Source organism: Nocardia sp. NPDC056541, from assembly GCF_042794235.1.
In the GTDB taxonomy this organism is placed as follows: domain Bacteria; phylum Actinomycetota; class Actinomycetes; order Mycobacteriales; family Mycobacteriaceae; genus Nocardia.
Map to the genome: position 1 here is coordinate 310,872 of NZ_JBHTUD010000005.1, position 18,295 is coordinate 329,166.

Genomic DNA, 18,295 nt, shown 5'->3' on the forward strand with positions numbered 1-18,295 from the left:
AGATCCCTGATGAGCTACGGCCCCTTCGACCGCACCTACACCGCCGCGGAAGACCGCTACGAGAAGGTCCCGTACCGGCGAACCGGTACCTCCGGCCTCGACCTGCCTGCGTTCTCCTTCGGGCTGTGGCAGAAGTTCGGCACCGACTACGCCTTCGCCACCCAGCGCGAGATCATCCTGCACGCCTTCGATCTGGGCATCACCCACTTCGACAACGCCGACCGCTACGGCCCACCGCACCGCGCCGCCCAGAAGAACTTCGGCCGGGTGCTCGCCAAGGACCTCGCGCCGTACCGCGACGAGATCGTGCTGTCCACCAAGGCGGGCAACGCGATCGGGCCGAGCCCGTACCTGCGCGGCGGCTCGCGCAAGTCGATCCTGAACTCCCTCGAGCACAGCCTGCGCGATCTCGGCACCGACTACGTCGACATCTTCTACCACCACAGCCCCGACCTCGACACCCCGCTCGAGGAGACCGTGGGCGCACTGGTCAGCGCGGTTCAGCAGGGCAAGGCGCTCTACGTCGGCATCTCCAACTACCTGCCCGACCGTACCCACGAGATCGCCGAGCAGCTGCGCGCCGCCGGTGTCCCGTTGCTGATCCACCAGGCCCGCTACTCGATCTACGATCGCCGCCCCGAGCAGAACGGTCTGCTCGACACCGCGACCCAGGACGGGTTCGGCGTGATCGTCTACTCGCCGCTGGCCCAGGGTCTGCTCACCGACAAGTACCTCGAGACCATCCCCGAGGGTGCTCGCGCGCAGAACAGCACGTTCCTGTCCCCCGATGTCATCGACGAGACCTACCGGCAGCGCACCGCCGAGCTGAACAAGATCGCCGCCGCGCGCGGGCAGTCGCTGGCCCAGCTGGCGTTGCAGTGGGTGCTGCGCCGTCCCGAGGTCACCTCGGCATTGATCGGCGCGAGTTCGGTGGCCCAGCTCGACCACAACACCGCCGCGCTGAACTTCCCCGACTTCACCGCCGAGGAGCTCGCCCTCATCGAGGAGCACGGTGTCCACGGCACCGGCCTGAAGCTCTGATTCCTGCCCGAACACGACGCCGATGACGTGGCCGAGTCCGCTCACGTCATCGGCGTCTCCTGTCTCACCGACCACATCAGAAGGCACCAACCATGTCCGGATTCCATTTGAACCTGTCCCTGATGACACCGGGACACTTCCGCCAGGCTTGGCGACTCGATCATGCCGACCCGCTCGCCTACCTCGACATCGACTACTTCCAGCGTCTGGCGAAGATCGCCGAGGCCGCCAAGATCGACGCGGTCTTCCTCGGTGACGGTCCTGCCCTGCGCGGGGAGATCGAGGAGGCGCCCGGCACCGGGATCGATCCGCTCGTCCTGCTCGGCAGCGTCGCGGCGGTGACCGAGCATCTCGGTGTCGTGATCACCTCGTCGACCACCTACAACTCCCCCTACAACCTCGCGCGGCGGTTCCAGGCGCTCGATCACGTGACGAAGGGGCGGGCGGCGGTCAACATCGTGACCACCGGAACACCGGCAGCCGCAGCGAATTTCGGCCTGACCGATCACCCGGAGAAGGAGACCAGGTATCGGCGGGCCTGGGAGTTCCTCGACGTGGTCACCCGGCTGTGGGACAGCTGGGAGCCGGACTGGCTGATCGCGGACAAGTCGACCGGCCGCTACGCCGACACCGGCAAGATCCATCGCATCGATCACGAGGGCGAGTTCTTCTCGGTCGCCGGGCCGCTGCCGGTGGCTCCGGGCCCGCAGGGTCGACCGGTGGTCGTGCAGGCCGGCGGGTCCGAGGGCGGACTCAAGTTGGCGGGTGACTTCGCCGATGTCGTGTTCACCGTCGCCCAGACCAAGGCCAAGGCGGTCGCGTTCCGCAACGACATCCGGCAGCGCGCGGCCGCGGCCGGTCGTCATCGCGACGATGTGAAGATCTCGCTCGGCGTGGTGGTGCTGGTCGCGGCGACTGAGGACGAGGCGCGTCGGCGCGAGCAGGAGCTCTACGATCTGCTGCCGATCGAGCGGCTCACCACCGCGCTGCTGGGTAACCTCGGCCTGCCCGCGGACTCTTTCGGCCCCGATGATCCGATCAGCGTCAACGACCTTCCCGACGCCGTTCCGGCCGGTGCGTTCTCGACGGGGTTCAGCATCTCCACCCGCGCGCTCATCGCGGAGGGACCGCGTACTCCGCGCGAGTTGATCCAGCAGGGCGCCGGCGGCTCCGGCCACCGCCTCCTGGTCGGCTCGGCCGAGCAGGTCGCCGACGATCTCGCGTCCTGGTTCGACGCGGGCACCGCCGACGGTTTCACCATCATGCCCGCCGAGACCGCCGTCGACCTGGAGAATTTCGCGACCCTGGTGGTGCCGATCCTTCAGGAGCGTGGGCTGTTCCAAAAGGATTACTCCGCGCCGACATTGCGCGCCCGCTTCGGTCTCCCCTTCCCGGGGGACCGCGCGGCGGAAAGCCTGCCCGCGTAATCACCGCAGTCCAACGGCCGCCCCACTCACCTTCGAGCGGGGCAGCCGTTTCGCCGCCGGTCCGTTACGGGGTCGCGCCGCAGTTGGGCCCGGTGACCGCGTCCTGAGGCGGAACCGGTGGGTGGTCTACCGGCGGTGTGCGCGATAGCGGAATCAGCGCGATCGCGGCGAGGAGGGCGGCGAGCCCGATGGCTACCAGGAATCGCCAGTCACCGAGCCAGGTGGCGGCCAAGGGAGCGCCCGCACGCGACAGCGCGATCGGGACCGTCATCACGGCCAGGATCCCGGCGAACTGGGGGACGCCGAAACTGTCGGCGACGATCGACGGGCGCGCGATCACGCTGGTGCCGTAGCCGGTGCTGAAGGCGACGATGCAGGCCAGCGTGAGCGGCAGTGAGGTGCCTGCCAGCGGTAGCGCCAGCAATCCTGCCCCCTGGAGGGCGAAGGAAACCCCTGTCACGCTGGTCATCCCGAAGCGGCGAGCCAACGGGGCCAGGGCCAGGCGGGCGGCGATCTGGGTGACGCCGACGGCGATCGGGAGGGCGGCGGCGGACACGGGCGAATAGCCGATGTCGCGGAAGTAGGTGACCATCATCAGCAGAAAGGCCGAGGTGGACCCGCTCTGGGCGACGAAAGAGACCACCAGCAACCAGAATTTGCGGTCACGGAGCGCGTCACCGAGGCGGACGCCGGTGCGTTGCGCGACCCGGCTGGTGTGCGCTGCCCGGCCCGGTACCGCCCACAGGTGCGCGGGCACCACGATCACCGCGAAACCGATCGCCAGCACCACCAGTGTTGTGCGCCAACCGAGTTGCGTTTCGAGCCAGCCCGCGAAGAAGTAGTACAGGCTGGTGGCCAGTCCGACGACCGTGGTCACCGCGACGATCGCCGAATCCCGGTGTTCGGGTTCGGTGGCCACCACGAGAACGGCGAACGCGGCCTCGTAGGTGGAGGTGGCCAGTGCCAACCCGATCAGTGTGAACGCCGCGTACAGCTGGGCCAGGCTCTGCGCCTGCGACCACAGCAGAACCGCGCCGACGCCGAGCGCCGAGCCCGCTGTCATCAACGCCCGCCCACCGTAGCGGTCGAGCAGATTGCCCACCGGCACCGCGGCCAACGCCCCGATCAGCGTGGAAATGGTGGCAGCGGCCGCGATTTCGGTGCGTGAGACCGCCATGGCCTGCGACATCGGGACCAGCAGCACGGTGAAGGCCTGGATCATCGCGCCGTAGCCGACGGTCTGGGTCACCGCGAAGACCGCGATGAGCCGGAACCGTCGACTGCGCACCGGGTCGACGGTCAGGACGGCGGCGGCACTCACTCCCCGAGCAACGGCAGCAGCTGGGAACCCTGACGCTCGATCTCGCGAAGGTACGGGGTGTCGGACAGCACGAAGTGGGTGATGCCGAGATCGCGGTATTTGCGCAGCGACTTGGCGACATCCTCGGCGGAACCGACCAGCCAGGTGGTACCCGCGCCGCCCCCACCGTATTTGCCCGGCGCGGTGTAGAGATTGTCGTCGAGCACCTCGCCGCGTGCGGCCAGGTCGAGCAGACGCTGTTGACCGACGGCGGTGCGACGGTGCGGATTCGACCCACTCTGGCTGTTCTTCGCCATCTCCGCGACCTTCGCCTCGGCATCGGCCCACGCCTGCTCGGTGGTGTCGCGGACGAAAGTCGTGATGCGCAAGCCGAATTCGAGCGGCGCGTGCTCCCGGCCCAGTTCGGCGCTCAGCGCGCGCAATCGTTCGATGCGCTCACGTACCCCTTCCAGCGGCTCACCCCAGAACAACTGGACATCTGCCTCGGTCGCGGCGACCCGTTCCGCGGCCTCGGAGGCGCCACCGAAGTACAGGGTCGGATGACGGCGGTCGCCTCGCGGCTCGATGCGGGGCACCACCGTGGAGTCGGTGACCTGGAAGTGCTCGCCGCGGTAGGTGACGTTCTCCTCGGTCCACAGCTTGCGGACGAGCTGGAGGAACTCCTTGGTGCGGGCGTAGCGGTCGGCCTGGTCGCCCTCGCTGTCACCGTAGGCGGCCAGATCGTCCTTGCCGGAGACGATGTTCACCCGCACCCGACCACCGGAGAGGTGATCGAGGGTGGCCGCGGCGGAGGCGAAGTTCGCTGGGCGCCAATAGCCGGGCCGGATCGCGATGAGGGGCTCGAAGGACTCGGTCCGCGCCGCCAGCGCCGCGGCGACGGTGAGCGTGTCGGGGCGGCCCCAGCCGGTACCGAGCAGCGCGCCCTTCCAACCGTGTGCCTCCAGCACCTTCGCCTGCGTGGTCAAGGTGTCCAGGCTGTTGTGATCGGCGGCCACGGGCTCGCCGCGGTGACCCGGCGTGACCTGATTGGGGATGTACCAGAGGAATTCGAGACTCATGTTCGGTGGTTCCGTTCGGTGGTGATCAGCGGGCCAGCGCAGCGAGCTGGGCGCGACGGACATCGGTGGTCTGGCCCTGGACCAGGACGAAGAGGACGGAGCGGGCGTGTAGTTGCGCGGTGTCGTCGCCGCTGAGGCCACGGCCGGATCTGGCGATGAGCAGCGCGCGGCTGATCGCCGAGAGTGCCTCTCCGCTGGCGACTTTGGTGGCCAGGCGCTCATCGAGGCGATGCGGTCCGGTGCCCGCGGCCGTGGCTTCGTCAGCGAGCGCGTACGCGGTGGAACGGATTTCGGCGACGCGTGGGCGCCAGGTCGCCGCGACATCGGCGGCCAGCGGCACCGTGCTGCGCTCCAGCTCGGTCAGGATCGTCTCGGCGAGGCCGAAGTGGTGGGCGCGCGCGTCGCTCGCGGTGCCGGTGTCGTCGATGCGCGCTTGGTCGAGACTCTGTGTGGTGAGAACGTTTTCGTCGGGGACGAAGACTTCGTCCAGGTGCACGCGGGCCGTTCGGCTGCCCGCGACCGCACCGAGTTCCAGCGGTCCGGTGCTGCGGGTTCGTGGCCCGACCGGAACGAGCGCGGTGACCACGGTTTCGGTGTCGGGTTCTACGGCGGCCACCGTCAGCGCCGAGTTGAGGCCCCACCCGCTGACCCAGGACAGGGTGCCGTCGAAGGTCCAGCCATCGGCAGCCTTACGTGCCACGACGACATAGTGATCGGGGAACCGCCGCACATCGCTGACTCCGGCACCGAGCAGCAGCTCACCGCGCAGAATCTGTGCGGCCAGCGCCGATACCGGGGCACCTGCCGCGGCGATGCGCCCGGCCAGCGGCGCGTGCTGTGCCCAGACCAGCCAGGTGTTGAAGCAGGCGCCCGCGATGATCTCGTGCACGCGACGGTCGGTGTCGCGGTCGATCGCGAGACCACCGAATTCTGTGGGCGCGAGATGATTGAGCAGACCGAGGCCGCCCAGTTCGTCGATCCGATCCGCGAGCACCCCGGTGCGGTCCGTCGACAGTGCGGCGGGTCGCAACACCTGCTCGGCGTAGTCGCGCACTCGGACGAGGAATTCGTCGTTCGCGTTGTCGTGCGCTGCGTTCACGTCGAAAGTATCGACCCGCACAGCGAGCGAATGCCTGTGTCTACCCCCGCTGTGTACCGAGCCGCACCGGCCTCTACCTGCGCGGACAGGAGGCAAGCGGAGATAAATTCCCGCAGAGCGAGAAGTCTGTGCGACGCGTCAGCAAACAAGGATCTGCCGGTGGACACCGCCGCGGGCAACGATGCGGCATTCCTCCATCCTCGCGCGATCGGTGCGCGGCGATCAGCGATCCGCAGGGCGACAGCCTATTTCCTGTCGATCGGGCTGAATTCAATGGTTGACGTCGCCGCAGCGGACCGGTCGTATTCACCCAGCCGCCCCGCTGACCACCGGTGATCGTTGCCGACATCGCTGCGCCCCGTACTGCGACCGCGCCGCTCGGATCCGCCCGACAACCCGGTGCCCGCCATCGGGTGTTGCACCAGGCACCGTTCACCGAACAGAAATGGCAGACGATGGCACCGAACCCACTGCACCTGGGTGTCGCGCTCGACGGCGCGGGCTGGCACCCGGCCGCCTGGCGAGCACCGAACTCGCGGCCCACCGAATTGTTCAGCGCCCGATACTGGGCCGACCTGGTCGGCACCGCCGAGCGTGGTCTGCTCGACTTCGTCACGATCGAGGACAGCCTGCGTGTGCCCGGTCCGCTGCACACCCGCGACGACGATGCCGTAGACCAGGTCCGCGCCCGGCTCGACGCGCATCTCATCGCCGCGACGCTCGCCCCGATCACCCGCCACCTCGGTCTCATCCCCACGGTGACGACCACCCACACCGAGCCGTTCCACGTCTCCACCGCCATCGCCACCCTCGACTACACCTCCCGCGGCCGCGCGGGCTGGCAGGTCCGAGTCTCGGCAGGCGCCGAGGAAGCCCAGCACTTCGGGCGCCGCGAGGTCACCGACCCCACGCCCGCCGAGTTCGCCGACATCATCGCGACCGGCAAGCTCCCCGAACACGCCGAAGCACTGTTCGAAGAGGCCACCGACGCCGTCGAGGTGGTGCGGCGCCTGTGGGACAGCTGGGAGGACGGCGCCGAGATCCGCGACGTCGCCGCCCGCCGCTTCATCGACCGCGACAAACTGCACTACATCGACTTCGAAGGCCGCTTCTTCAGCGTCCGCGGTCCCGCCATCACCCCGCGCCCACCGCAAGGTCAGCCGGTGGTCACAGCACTCGGCCACGCCACCCGCATCTACGAATTCGCCGCCGCGGCAGCCGATCTCGTCTTCGTCACACCCACACGCGAGCACGGACCGGCCGAGATTCTGCGACAGGTCGCGACCGCCGCCGCGACCAGGGTGGGCGAACCGCTGCGGGTCTACGCCGACCTGGTCGTCTTCCTCGACTCCGACGAGGACACCGGCGCGCAACGCCTGGCCCGGCTCAACGACCAGTCCGGTGCCGAATTCTCCTCCGACGCGGCCATTTTCACCGGCAGCGCCGAGGAGCTCGCCGATCTGCTCGCCGACTGGGACGCCCAGGGTGTCGACGGGTTCCGGCTGCGTCCCGGTGTCGCGGTCGATGACCTGGCCGCGATCGCGGGCCGACTCGTGCCCGCCCTGCAGCATCGCGGATTGTTCCGCACCAGCTATCCCGAGGGTTCCCTGCGCGGACTGCTCGGTCTGTCGACCACCGTGCCCAACCGTTACGCCAGAGTGTGAGGTCCCACCGATGAGTACACCCCGCAAGCAGGTCATCCTCGGCGCCTACCTCGGCGGCGTCAACCATCACACCGCCTGGTGGCACCCGCAGGCGGGCAGCCAGATCGATTTCAGCTCCTTCGAACACACCGCGCGCACCGCCGAACGCGGCAAGTTCGACTTCTTCTTCCTCGCCGAAGGTCTCATCCTGCGTGAACGTGCGGGCCAGATCTTCGACCAGGACATCATCGGCCGTCCCGACACCTTCGGCGTGCTGGCCGCCATCGCCTCGGTCACCGAGCACCTCGGCCTCGCGGGCACCATCAACGCCACGTTCAACGAGCCCTACGAACTCGCTCGGCAGTTCGCCACTCTCGATCACCTCTCCGGCGGCCGCGCCGCCTGGAACGTGGTCACGTCCTTCGACGCGTTCACCGGACAGAACTTCCGGCGTGGCGGCTTCCTCGACCCGGCCGACCGGTACGTGCGGGCCGAGGAGACATTGAATGCTGTTCGAGCCCTGTGGGATTCGTGGAACGTCGACGATATCGTCGCCGACAAGGACAGCGGGCGATTCCTGGCCCGGCCCGATGCCGGTGCGTTCGAGTTCCGTGGCCGGCAGTTCGACATCTCCGGCCGGTTCACGGTGCCGCGCAGCCCGCAGGGCAGGCCGGTGATCCTGCAAGCCGGCGTCTCACCACAGGGACGCGATTTCGCCGCGGCCAATGCCGACGCCATCTTCTCCCCCTACGGCAAGCTTCCCGAGGCCGCGGACTTCTATCGCGACATCAAGGCTCGCGCGGTAGCGGCCGGGCGCTCGCCCGACGACATCAAGATCCTGCCGTCGGCGAGTTTCGTCCTCGGCGACACCGAAGCCGAGGCGATCGAGAAGTACCACGCCATCCGCAACGAACAGGTCACCGGACAGACCGCGCTGATCCTGCTCGAACAGATCTGGAACCGGGACCTGTCCGGCTACGACCCGGAGGGCCCGATCCCCGATATCGAGCCCGATCCCGACGCGGCGCCGTTCATCCAGGGCCGCGCCTTCCTGCACCAGGACCGTTTCGCCACGGTCAAACGGTTGCGCGAGGTCTCCGAGGCCAAGAAGCTGACCCTGCGCGAAACGGTGATCGACCAGTTCGAGCGCGGTCCGATCGTCGGAACACCGGCCCGGGTCGCGGAGAAGATCGACGATTTCGTCAGCAGCGACGGCTCCGATGGTTTCATCCTCGGTTCCCACCTCGTCCCGACCGGCCTGGACGAATTCGTCGACCGCGTGGTCCCGCTGCTCCAAGACCGCGGCGCCCTCCGCACCGAGTACACCGGAACCACCCTGCGAGACAACCTCGGCCTGCCCGACCTCCGATCGGCCACCGTATCCGTCGATGCCTGAGTGATGGTGCTGCTGTGGGTATCTCGTTCCGATGCCCACAGCAGACCGTCCCGCACCCGGCCGGAGAGGACTTCGACACAGGCTCTAGGGTGCCGAGCAGGCAGCAGCGTCCAAAGCGCGCGAACCTTCCTGGTAGCGGTCGTCCATCAGGTCCTGGTTGAGGGCGATGGTGACGGCACGGCCTGTGGTGAGGACTACGCCGTCATAGGTCACGGTGCCCGACAGACCGCCGGTATGACCCCAGAGCTCGTTGCCGCACGACATCGTGATTCGCGCCAGGCCGAGACCGTAGGCCCATGTGCTGTCCACTCCGGTAGGCCGGACATTCTTCATCTCCGCCAATTGCGCGGACGGGAGCAGCTTTCCGTCCAACAGGGCGAGGAAGAAATGGTTCAGGTCCGCGCCGGAGGCGACCATCGCACCGGCCGCGCCGGCCCACGAGACGTTCTGGCTGGTGTAGTCGACTTGTACGCCACCGATCTCGGTGTACCCCTTCGGATGTGGGCCGCGGATGTCGACTTCATCAGGACTCGGGTAGTAGGTGTTGCGCAAGCCGAGGGGCTCGATGATGCGATGGGTGACCTCGGTGCCTACCGGGTTTCCGGTGATCTGCTCGATCACCATCCCGGCGATGGCGTAGTTGGTGTTGGAGTATGCCCATTGCGCACCGGGCTCGAAATCGGCTGGCGCGGTGAGCGCGTTGCGGACCACTTGGGCGATATCCGTTATCCCCCAGCGGACTTGCTCGGTGAGGCCCGCGACCTGGCCAGGCTTGGGCGGCGCCCCGAACTCGGCCGCATACTCGGGCAGTCCACTGGTGTGCTGCAACAGGTTTCGGATCGTGATCCGATTGCCGTCGATACCAGGCCCGTGCACCACGCCCGGCAGATACCGTTCCACCGGCGCATCCAGCTCGACCTTGCCCTCGGCCACCAACTGCAGCATCACGGTGGCGACGAACGGCTTGGTGTTGCTGGCAATCCGGAGCTGATCATCGTCGGAAAACGACCTGCCGGTGGCCACGTCGGCCACACCTGCGGTGACTGTCCAGGTATGACTTTTGTCGGTGATCACCGCCTGAGCTCCCGGATAGCCTTGGCGCACCGCGCTGTTCAGCGCGGCGGTGATCTCCGCCCGGCCCGTTTCCGTGGCACCGGGCGAAGTGTCCACGCCGCACGACGTGGCTATCAAGACCGTCATCCCCAGCATCGCAAGTTTCATCCGCATCCCATGAAACTAGGGAGAACGCCCTGCCACGAGAAGCCTGCCGACTCCCCGATACCCGGTAGTGCTGGCACTACCGACGACGACTATCGGGTGGCGCGCAGATCTCCGAAGACCCCGACGCAGTTACCGCCGGTCGTATCGGTCACTTGAAGCCGTAGGCGCAGCGGCTTGTCGAATTCGAGATGGACCGGCACCGTGGCACCCAGTTTCACCACCACATCGGTGAGCAGCGCTCCGTCGGCGTAGATCTGGAACTGAACAGCGATGTCGCTGGGCGTCGAATCGTCCTGAATGCCCAGCACTCCGTCGAGCCGGGTGAACTTGCGTCCCAGGTCGTACTCGACGAACGCCAACTGCTCGCGGTAGGGCTCGAGCAGGACAGAGCGACTGTAGGAGGTCCCCGACACCTGGCTCGGCCCGACATCGAGATCCGAGTACTTTCCTCCCGACAGTGCTTTGAAATCCATCACGTACTGCACCGCATCGGTGCTCACATCCGACAGGGCGCCCGAAGTGGAACTCGAGGTCGTCGTCGAAGTCGAAGTGGCCGTAGCAGATCGAGACGAGGTCGGAGCGGCGGCAACGACACTCGCCCGCGACGTGGTCGTGGAAACAGGCGCCGCTACTTCGCTCGTCGTGGCGGACGAGCGCTGCGTGGCCAGTACCACCACCGCGCCGATCAGCAGGACACACGTGATCCCCAACGCGACGGTGGCGACCAGCCACGGGTTGCGTCGGTCGTCCGCGGGCGACGGCAGGTCCGCGAAGATGGCGTCCAGATCCGCTTGGGTGACCGCGGAGGTGATCTGTTGAGCCCGCAGATCGAATTCCCGGAGATCGATGCGACCGGCCGCCTGATGCTCGTTGAGAAGCGCCAGAGCGCGATCCTTTTCGACTGTTCCGATCCGTGGAGTCATTTTCTCTTCCGATGTACGGAGTGCGGGAAATCCACACTCAGCCGATAGTTTGCTGAAGTAGTAACTTTGACGAAACGAATTACTCGCCGACGCCTGCTCAGCGCTTGCGACCGGGTGGCTCAGTGCAGTGCACCCGGGGCTTTCCCCACGCATTCTTGGCATCCTGGGATCGCCTCGTGTCGAGCAACGTCAGCCGGACGACACCGGAGATGTCGAGGTCGACCTCGCGGGCGGCGTCCGCCATCGACATCTCGCCCGCGAAGGCCTCTCGATCATCGGTCTGCACAACGAAACGGCCCACACCGTCGGACGAAGCGGAATCGGCGTCCTTGCCGATCCAGACCGAGAAGCGATCGCACTTGCCGCCCACCGTCCATATCGCGCGGTTCATCGGGTCCGACGTCGTGGACGGGTAATACCCGACAATGCTGCTCGGGAAGCTCGCCGAACCGATCCGAACCGGATCGACCGGGTCGAATCCGTTGTTCCAGGTAACGGATCGGTACGAGGTCAGCTCGTACCACCCGGCGGAGGGCGCAACCGTCGGGGACACGACTTTCGACGTGGAAGTGACGGACGTGGTGGGCGCCGGCGCGGCGGTGGGCAGCGCGCGATCGTCCGTCGACGTCGGGTCCGGCGATGCCGAGGTCGCCGAGGTGAGCCGCTCCAGAAACGACAACGCGCCTTCGGCATTCGCCAGAGCTGCGACTGCCAAGGCCGACACAGTCGTGGCGGCCAGCCATCGCGATCGCCTCGCTTTGATGAAACTCACGACATGCTCCAGTCCAGATTCATGACAGTGGTGGCGCTGTTCGCGGCAGCGTTGCCGACAGCACACTCACCGGGTAGATAAATACGTCACTATTTGTTCTGCCGCAACCTGATCGGCGAAATCGGACCGCCCGAATCGATACCGTTCGGAATTGAATTCCGGTCGGTCGGGTCAATCCACCGCGCGAACCAGCTTCTGTTGTTCGGTTTTGAGTTGTCCGTAGGTGTCGCGCACATAGCGCACGTAGGTCGCACCCGGGTGCGGCACCAGGGATCGAACGTGCACGCCGTCGGATTCGGCGGCCAGTTGCACTTCGACGGACGCGACATGCGAACAGAACGTCAGCAGCGGTTCCGGAACTTGGTAATCCGGTACGAGATCGGCGTGTTCGATGATCAGATCACGCATTGCCCGGTTCACCGGCATCAACGCGTGGTCGCGCCACCGACGCCAGTTGTCGGTGGCGAGGTCGGGACGGCGGTGGGACGCGGCGGGCAACTGCGATTCACGCAGCTTCTCCCAGATGCGCTCGTTGATGTCGACCATGACGTGCAGCGGACCGTACAGCTCACGAATCTGCCTGCTGATCCTGAGCAATCGCGCCTGTCGGCGTTCCTGCGCGAGCTGGCCGCGCTGGTTGAGCAGGTAGGCGAGTCCGGCGACCGCGACGGTCGTCACGGCCGTGATGAGAGTGGCGACCATGTTCACGGATTTCACCGTAGTGACGACGAGGCCGAAGCAGGATAGTGCTGCTGTTCAGGCGATTACAGAGTTTTCCAGCCGACTTTCGACAGGAGTCGCCCCCGCTGAACGAGACTCGAGCTTCTCGGCCCGGGCCGCGATCTCCGCGACCCGAGCAGTGTCACGAACCTGGGTGCACAGATCGATCGCGATGCGCCAGTGTTGTCGCGCGACCGCCGGTTCACCCCGGGCGACCGCGACCTTCCCGAGCCCGTCGTGGCCACGAGCCTGCTCGACGGCACTGCCCGCCATGCGCCCGAGCGCGACAGCGCGGTCGAAGGCCTCCCACGCGTCCGCGAGATCGTCCAGCGCCAGATAGGCGTCGCCGAGCACATTCGAGGTCATGGCCTCGTCGACGAACAGGTTGAACGTCCGGAACATCTCCGACGCGTTCAGCAGCCTCGGCACGGCGTCGAGAAATCGGCCGAGGTTCACCTCTATGAGGGCGGTATCACGCAACAGGATGGCCCTGTTGCGCGGAGTGCCGTGCACGTCGACGAACGCGAGTGCGCGGAGGCTGAGCTCCAGCGCCTCCGCGAAATCCCGCCTGCGCACGTGCACCCAGGCCTGGTGGGCCACAGCGGTGTGTTCGCCGTGCCGATCACCGAGACGCACGAACAGCAGCCGGGCTCGCTCGTACAGCGCCGCGGCGGCCACGTCGTCACCGGCGGTCATCGCGGCGAGACCGAGATTGTTGCAGGTCACAGCTTCCGCGTAGTGATTGCCGGCCCGGACCGCAGCGGCCACGGCCAGCCGATGGGTCTCGGTCCACAACTCGATGTCCTTGGTGATGAACGCGAACCCACGCACCGCGAAGGCGAGCTGCCAGCACTGCTCGTCGAGCCCGTGCCGGGTCGCGGCACGTGCCACGGCGGCCACGTTGTCGCGTTCGGCGGTCATCGCCTGCATGGCCTCGGGGTAGGTCGACACCGTCGCGTCGACGCAGGGCGAGCTGGGCGCCATCTGCGCGCGGTGCCGAGACGGGGTCAGGATCCGGTCCATGCCATCGGCGAACACGGTGTACCGGTCGACGAGGCGAGTGACGGCTGCCCGCGTGGTGACATCGTCGAAGTACGCGGCGGCGCGACGACGCGCGAAGTCGCGCAACAGATCGTGGAATCGGTATCGCCCGCGCGCGTCGGGTTCGAGCAGACTCACCTCGACCAGCAGGCGCAGGTGCCGCCACATCGCCGAGGGCTCCACGCCCATCAGCGCCGCGCCGCTCCCGAGATCGAAACTCGTTCCCGGGTGCAGGCCGAGCACCGTGAACGCGCGCGCCGAATCCGCTGGCAGGCGAGCCACGGAGTACTCGAACAAAGTCTCGACATCGCGATCGCCGTCGTGCAGCATCTCCAGTTCGACCCGGGGCTCGGCGCCCCCTTCCGCGGATGTCGGCCACATCTCGCTGCGCAAGATCGCCGCGGCGATCCGCACAGCCACCGGCAGGCCGTGGCACTGCCGTGCGATCGCGGCGCTCTGCTGAGGAGTCGGTGTGCGCTCAGCGGGCAGCCCGCCCGTGAGGCGATCGAGCAGCGCTACCGAATCCGCGTCCGCCAGCCGTCCGATCGGCACTCGGTCCACCTCGTCGAGTCCGTTGAGCGTGCCGCGGCTGGTGACCAGGATCGCGGAGGCGCCCGCTCCCGGCAGCAGCGGCGCTACATGGGCCGCGTCCAAGACATTGTCGAGCAGGACGAGATACTGCCCCGCGGCGAGCATCTCCCGCAGCAGCGAGATCCGCGAATCCGGTTGAGCGGGAACCGATTCAGGAGCGAGACCCAGCTGGCGCAGCAGCGCTCCCGCGGCCACTTCCGCTGCCACGACCGGCCCTGCGGCGTAACCGTGCAGGTCGAGAAACAGGCAGCCGTCGGGGAATCGGGGCAGCAAACGTCGGGCTGCGCGAACCGCGAGGGCGGTCTTGCCCACACCTGCGAGACCCGACAGCACACAGACCGCGCTACCGGCACCCGCTATCGCGATCACCTGGTCGAGTTCGCGTTCGCGACCGTGCAGAACCGCGATGTCGCGTGGCAGGTGGGTGTGCTGGTTCACTACCCGTGCCGAGGGCTCGGGCTCGGGCTCGCGACCGTCATCGGCGGTTCTCGTGATATCGCCGGACTCGCCGCACCGCTCGATCTCGAGCGTGTCGCGCAGATCGGTCAGCCGCTTGGCATCGGCCCCCGAGATGTGCAGCGCCGCCAGCAGTATGTCGAGACGCCCAGTGCTCGGCAGCGTGTTTCCCTTCAGGTAGGCGTACACACTGCTCGTAGAAACGTTGAGCTGCTTGGCTATTCGCGAGCATTCCACTCGACCGTGCGTCTTCTCGGCTCGCAGTGCGGCGGCTTTCAGCTCACCGGCGAATCGTTCCATCTCCGGCGTTCTCTCCCTGCCGCCCATCGTCAGCCTCCTGCTCGGACCGCACAGCACCGCTCAGGGTTTTCGAGAGCTTTCCAGAACCCCAGGCGCCTCGCACCTCGATCGTGCTGGCATGACGGCTCAGTCTACCGAAGGAGACGACCGTGTCCGATGCGATGAGTCGACCGAAATCCCTGGAACACATCCCCTTCGACGACACCACGGCGGGGGCGAGTGCCGCTCCGTCCCATCCGTACGGTCTGGTGCTGGACACCGACGGGCGAATTCTGCTGGTGGACAGAACAGAAGAACTCCTAGACCGCCAGTTCTCGCAGGTCACCACCGAGACGTTCGACGCGGCGACCGCGATGGCGCGACATCGACTACCCGTGGACCGCAACAGGTCCCGGCGCGATGTCCACCGGGGCGCGTGAGCGGGGTGTTTCGCCACGTCTCGCTCGTCGACTCCGTCCTCACCTCGATCGACCGGCACGTCGCCGCCCACCCGCCGGAACGTGGCGGCGGACTGCTCGGCCCGTTGGGGCTGCCCCTGATCACGGCGTTCCTTCCGGACCCGGACGCGATCTCGACCGCGACGACCTTCCGCATCTCGCCCGCGTTCCGGCGGGCACTCAACCGAATAGAAGAAACCGAGCCCGACCTCGAACTCAAGGGAATCGTGCACTCGCACGCCAAAGGCGCGGAGCATCCCTCGGTCGACGACCTGGCAGCCTTCACCGATTGCCTCCGCCTGACCCCCTGGCTCGGAAGGTACGTCACTCCCATTGTCACGCACCAGAATCAGCGCACGAGAGACCACCAGGTGCTGCTGCCCCACGGCCTCCTGTCGGTCTTCGTCTCGGTGCCGACCCCGCTGGGGACGGTCGAGGTCCGTCCCGCCCGAGTTCAGATCCTGCCGGTCGGTCGCGACTGCACCAGTCTCGCGACCACACTCGGCACCTCGGCCTCCACACCGAGAACTGCCGATGTCGAGGGAGTCGTCCATGTCACGGTGGTGATGCGCACGGCGGGACTGGAGTTGACGCTGCTGTTCCCGCTGCTGTATCCGACACAGGCGCCGATTGTGCTAGCCGAGCGCACCGACGAATTCGACAGTGGCAGGTCGACATTGCTGGATCGCTTCGGTATCGACCACCGACACCACCGCATACTCCCGCTGCCCCTCACCTGGGACCTGACCGTTCCGGCGGAATCCCGGTTGGCGCGGGCGCTACACGCCGCGCCGGATCCGGTGTGGTGAATTCCTGTCGCGATGCGGCCCGGAACACGGTCCCGGTCGCCTACCATTCTGGGCCGTCACCGGTTTCGGACGGGTGGAGATCGTGGTGTCTGTGAATCGTATTCCGCTCGGGCAGAACGTATTCGGGACGTCTATCAGAAGGGAAGAAATGAAGAACAGGACAACGATGGCACCGGCACGGGCTGCTGAGCAGCCCACCGCGCTCCAGTGAGTACCGAGCAGCACGCGACCACCCCGGCGGCTTCCGACAGCGTGGCTCCCCGGGTGTTCGTCTCCTATTCGCACGACTCACCCCAGCACAAGGAACTGGTGCGCGAGTTCAGCACCTTCCTGCGCAGCGAGGCGGGCGTCGACGTCCGGCTCGACGCCTGGGACGACTACGAGCGCCGCGACTGGTCGCTGTGGGCCATCGAGCAACTGACCAACGCGGACTTCGTCCTCGTCATCGCCTCCCCCGCCTACAAACGTCGCGCAGACGGCACTGCCGCCGCGGACGAGGGTCGAGGCGCGCAGTTCGAGGCGGCGATCATCCGCAACGGCCTCACCAGAGATCTGCGCGGGGAAACCCGACGGATCCTGCCGGTCATCCTCCCGGGCCGCTCGGTCGACGAGGTCCCGGTGTTCCTGGCCGCCCATTCCACCACCCACTACGAGATCAGCGAATTCACCACCGAGGGCATCAACGATCTGCTCGCGGCGTTCAGCGGAGTCACCGAACACCCTGCCCCGCGTCGCGGCACGTGGGTCGGCCCGCAGTGGGGTAGTCGCCGCACTCAACCGCAGGGTGCCGACGCACCACGTAAACGCAAGGCACAGCTGCTGACCGACGCTTTCGACCCGATCACGCGAGGCCCGGATCTGCAGATCACCGGAGCCGATCTCAACGGAATCCACTACGGCAACAGCATTGTTCACCGCTGCGCGAACTTCTGTGGCGACCCACGCAGCCCGATCGAGTACAACCTGCGCCGGTCGTTTCGGGAGTTCGAAACCGTGGTCGGCGTCCTCGACGACGCCGTGGACGCGCGGCAGATCGGCTACTTCCAGGTCTTCCTCGACGGCGAGGCGCAGAAACAGGTCGAGGTGGCCCATGGTGAACCGGCGCGGATTCGCTACGACGTGAGCGATGTCCTGCGGCTGCGCCTGGTCGCCTATCGGCCTGACACGGTCGCCAATCCGATGCTGGCAGGCTTGGGTGCCGCTGTCGGGCGCCCCAGCAAACTACCGGCTCTGGCCTGGGGAAACCCCACCCTGTTCGCCTGAGGCCGACCTCTCCTTTTCCAGTGGCGTTCAGCGTTTTTCAGCGTTTCCACGCCACGCGCCGGAACACCGCCGCGGCCGTGCATCCTCGATTCGGCAACGCCCAAGGCGTCGTCATGAGAAGGCCCGCCGATTCGGGCGCCGGGCGGGGTGCGCTCGAATCGGCGCACCTCCGCCCATCGGAAAACGGATAAGAGGATATCGAATGCGATTTGTCAACGCATTGTTCGTAGCGGTTTTCGGAATCATGCTCTGTGTAGCCGGATTCAATTTCTACGGTTCCGGCGCGATCGTGCTGATCGCCCTGGGTCTGCTATCGGTCGGGTACGGCGGATATATCGCATTCTCGCGTGGCAGCTATTTCATGACGGATTGGTTCTACGCGCTCCCCATCGTCGGTGGGCTCGTCCTCTTCGCCGGCCTCAATCGTTGACAGGGAGCGGACCACACATGACATTCCGACGCATTCTTCCGGTGACCGCAGGCATCCTCTTGGCTCTGACACTCGTCTCGTGCGGGCAGGACCCCAAGGATGTGACCTGTTCGGAGTTCGCCGCGATGAGCTACGAGGACCAGAACGACACCCTCGACGACCTTCTGGCCGACCATGATCTGCAGACTCTGTCCACCGCCAACACCATCGGTGTGCGTAGAGAAGTGGATTCCTACTGCGGCACCTTCGGATTCAGCAAGGACACCGGCGGCAAGGCAGGCCGCAACGGCGCGGAGTCGATCGACGACGCCGTCGACTGGGACTCCGGAACATGGGGCTGAACCCGC

18 protein-coding genes are annotated in these 18,295 nt (G+C 66.9%); 10 read left to right on the forward strand and 8 right to left on the reverse strand.

Translation table 11 applies throughout. The features are described from left to right. Positions 1-9 precede the first annotated feature (9 nt). Positions 10-1,041 (forward strand): aldo/keto reductase, encoded by a 1,032-nt coding sequence (locus ACFQ9R_RS11380; RefSeq protein ID WP_378990326.1) that lies wholly within the window; start codon positions 10-12, stop codon positions 1,039-1,041. Positions 1,042-1,133: 92 nt separating this feature from the next. Then, complete coding sequence (locus ACFQ9R_RS11385; RefSeq protein WP_378990327.1) at positions 1,134-2,468, forward strand: NtaA/DmoA family FMN-dependent monooxygenase; 1,335 nt, start codon at positions 1,134-1,136, stop codon at positions 2,466-2,468. A gap of 64 nt (positions 2,469-2,532) precedes the next feature. On the opposite strand, the gene ACFQ9R_RS11390 is transcribed toward ACFQ9R_RS11385, so the two are convergent. Genes ACFQ9R_RS11390 through ACFQ9R_RS11400 form a run of 3 tightly spaced genes read right to left on the reverse strand, consistent with a single transcriptional unit; the run spans position 2,533 to position 5,946 of the window. After that, positions 2,533-3,789: an MFS transporter gene (locus tag ACFQ9R_RS11390; protein WP_378990328.1), complete on the reverse strand. Its 1,257-nt coding sequence runs from the start codon at positions 3,787-3,789 to the stop codon at positions 2,533-2,535. Beyond that, positions 3,786-4,847 (reverse strand): LLM class flavin-dependent oxidoreductase, encoded by a 1,062-nt coding sequence (locus ACFQ9R_RS11395; protein WP_378990329.1) that lies wholly within the window; start codon positions 4,845-4,847, stop codon positions 3,786-3,788. Before ACFQ9R_RS11395 ends, ACFQ9R_RS11390 begins: the two co-directional genes overlap by 4 nt. Positions 4,848-4,872: 25 nt before the next feature. After that, positions 4,873-5,946 carry an acyl-CoA dehydrogenase family protein gene (locus tag ACFQ9R_RS11400; protein WP_378990330.1) on the reverse strand — a complete coding sequence of 358 codons (1,074 nt, stop codon included), beginning with the start codon at positions 5,944-5,946 and terminating at the stop codon, positions 4,873-4,875. 159 nt (positions 5,947-6,105) lie between these two features. Between ACFQ9R_RS11400 and ACFQ9R_RS11405 the strand changes: the two genes are divergently transcribed. From ACFQ9R_RS11405 to ACFQ9R_RS11415, 3 genes are all read left to right on the forward strand, one after another. After that, complete coding sequence (locus ACFQ9R_RS11405) at positions 6,106-6,282, forward strand: hypothetical protein (protein WP_378990331.1); 177 nt, start codon at positions 6,106-6,108, stop codon at positions 6,280-6,282. A 119-nt stretch (positions 6,283-6,401) separates the two neighbouring features. After that, positions 6,402-7,610 (forward strand): LLM class flavin-dependent oxidoreductase, encoded by a 1,209-nt coding sequence (locus ACFQ9R_RS11410; RefSeq protein ID WP_378990332.1) that lies wholly within the window; start codon positions 6,402-6,404, stop codon positions 7,608-7,610. Between the two features lie 10 nt (positions 7,611-7,620). Then, the gene (locus ACFQ9R_RS11415) at positions 7,621-8,985 is read left to right on the forward strand and encodes an NtaA/DmoA family FMN-dependent monooxygenase (protein WP_378990333.1); all 1,365 of its coding nucleotides are present in this window, start codon (positions 7,621-7,623) and stop codon (positions 8,983-8,985) included. An 84-nt stretch (positions 8,986-9,069) separates the two neighbouring features. Here ACFQ9R_RS11415 and ACFQ9R_RS11420 read toward each other — a convergent pair whose 3' ends face one another. The 5 genes from ACFQ9R_RS11420 to ACFQ9R_RS11440 all read right to left on the reverse strand — a co-directional run bounded on the left by ACFQ9R_RS11420 (position 9,070) and on the right by ACFQ9R_RS11440 (position 15,036). Next, complete coding sequence (locus tag ACFQ9R_RS11420; RefSeq protein ID WP_378990335.1) at positions 9,070-10,212, reverse strand: serine hydrolase domain-containing protein; 1,143 nt, start codon at positions 10,210-10,212, stop codon at positions 9,070-9,072. An 83-nt stretch (positions 10,213-10,295) separates the two neighbouring features. Beyond that, entirely contained in the window at positions 10,296-11,129 is an 834-nt protein-coding gene (locus tag ACFQ9R_RS11425) for a DUF1707 domain-containing protein (RefSeq protein WP_378990336.1), read from the reverse strand. A 97-nt stretch (positions 11,130-11,226) separates the two neighbouring features. Then, complete coding sequence (locus tag ACFQ9R_RS11430; RefSeq protein WP_378990337.1) at positions 11,227-11,844, reverse strand: NPCBM/NEW2 domain-containing protein; 618 nt, start codon at positions 11,842-11,844, stop codon at positions 11,227-11,229. 228 nt (positions 11,845-12,072) lie between these two features. After that, positions 12,073-12,609, reverse strand: coding sequence for a hypothetical protein (locus ACFQ9R_RS11435; protein ID WP_378990338.1), 537 nt, complete (start codon positions 12,607-12,609; stop codon positions 12,073-12,075). A gap of 48 nt (positions 12,610-12,657) precedes the next feature. Then, positions 12,658-15,036: an NB-ARC domain-containing protein gene (locus ACFQ9R_RS11440; RefSeq protein ID WP_378990339.1), complete on the reverse strand. Its 2,379-nt coding sequence runs from the start codon at positions 15,034-15,036 to the stop codon at positions 12,658-12,660. 122 nt (positions 15,037-15,158) lie between these two features. On the opposite strand from ACFQ9R_RS11440, the gene ACFQ9R_RS11445 reads away from it, so the two are divergent. The 5 genes from ACFQ9R_RS11445 (at position 15,159) to ACFQ9R_RS11465 (ending at position 18,289) form a co-directional block, all read left to right on the forward strand. Continuing rightward, positions 15,159-15,428 carry a hypothetical protein gene (locus ACFQ9R_RS11445; protein WP_378990341.1) on the forward strand — a complete coding sequence of 90 codons (270 nt, stop codon included), beginning with the start codon at positions 15,159-15,161 and terminating at the stop codon, positions 15,426-15,428. Next, on the forward strand, positions 15,425-16,255 hold the full coding sequence (locus ACFQ9R_RS11450) for a Mov34/MPN/PAD-1 family protein (protein WP_378990342.1): 831 nt from the start codon (positions 15,425-15,427) through the stop codon (positions 16,253-16,255). The genes ACFQ9R_RS11445 and ACFQ9R_RS11450 overlap by 4 nt, the downstream gene beginning before the upstream one ends. A gap of 207 nt (positions 16,256-16,462) precedes the next feature. Beyond that, positions 16,463-17,518 carry an SEFIR domain-containing protein gene (locus tag ACFQ9R_RS11455; RefSeq protein WP_378990343.1) on the forward strand — a complete coding sequence of 352 codons (1,056 nt, stop codon included), beginning with the start codon at positions 16,463-16,465 and terminating at the stop codon, positions 17,516-17,518. A gap of 202 nt (positions 17,519-17,720) precedes the next feature. Then, positions 17,721-17,948 (forward strand): hypothetical protein, encoded by a 228-nt coding sequence (locus tag ACFQ9R_RS11460; RefSeq protein WP_378653145.1) that lies wholly within the window; start codon positions 17,721-17,723, stop codon positions 17,946-17,948. 17 nt (positions 17,949-17,965) lie between these two features. After that, a complete protein-coding gene (locus ACFQ9R_RS11465; RefSeq protein WP_378990344.1) occupies positions 17,966-18,289 on the forward strand; it encodes a hypothetical protein in 324 nt (107 codons plus the stop codon). Positions 18,290-18,295 lie beyond the last annotated feature (6 nt).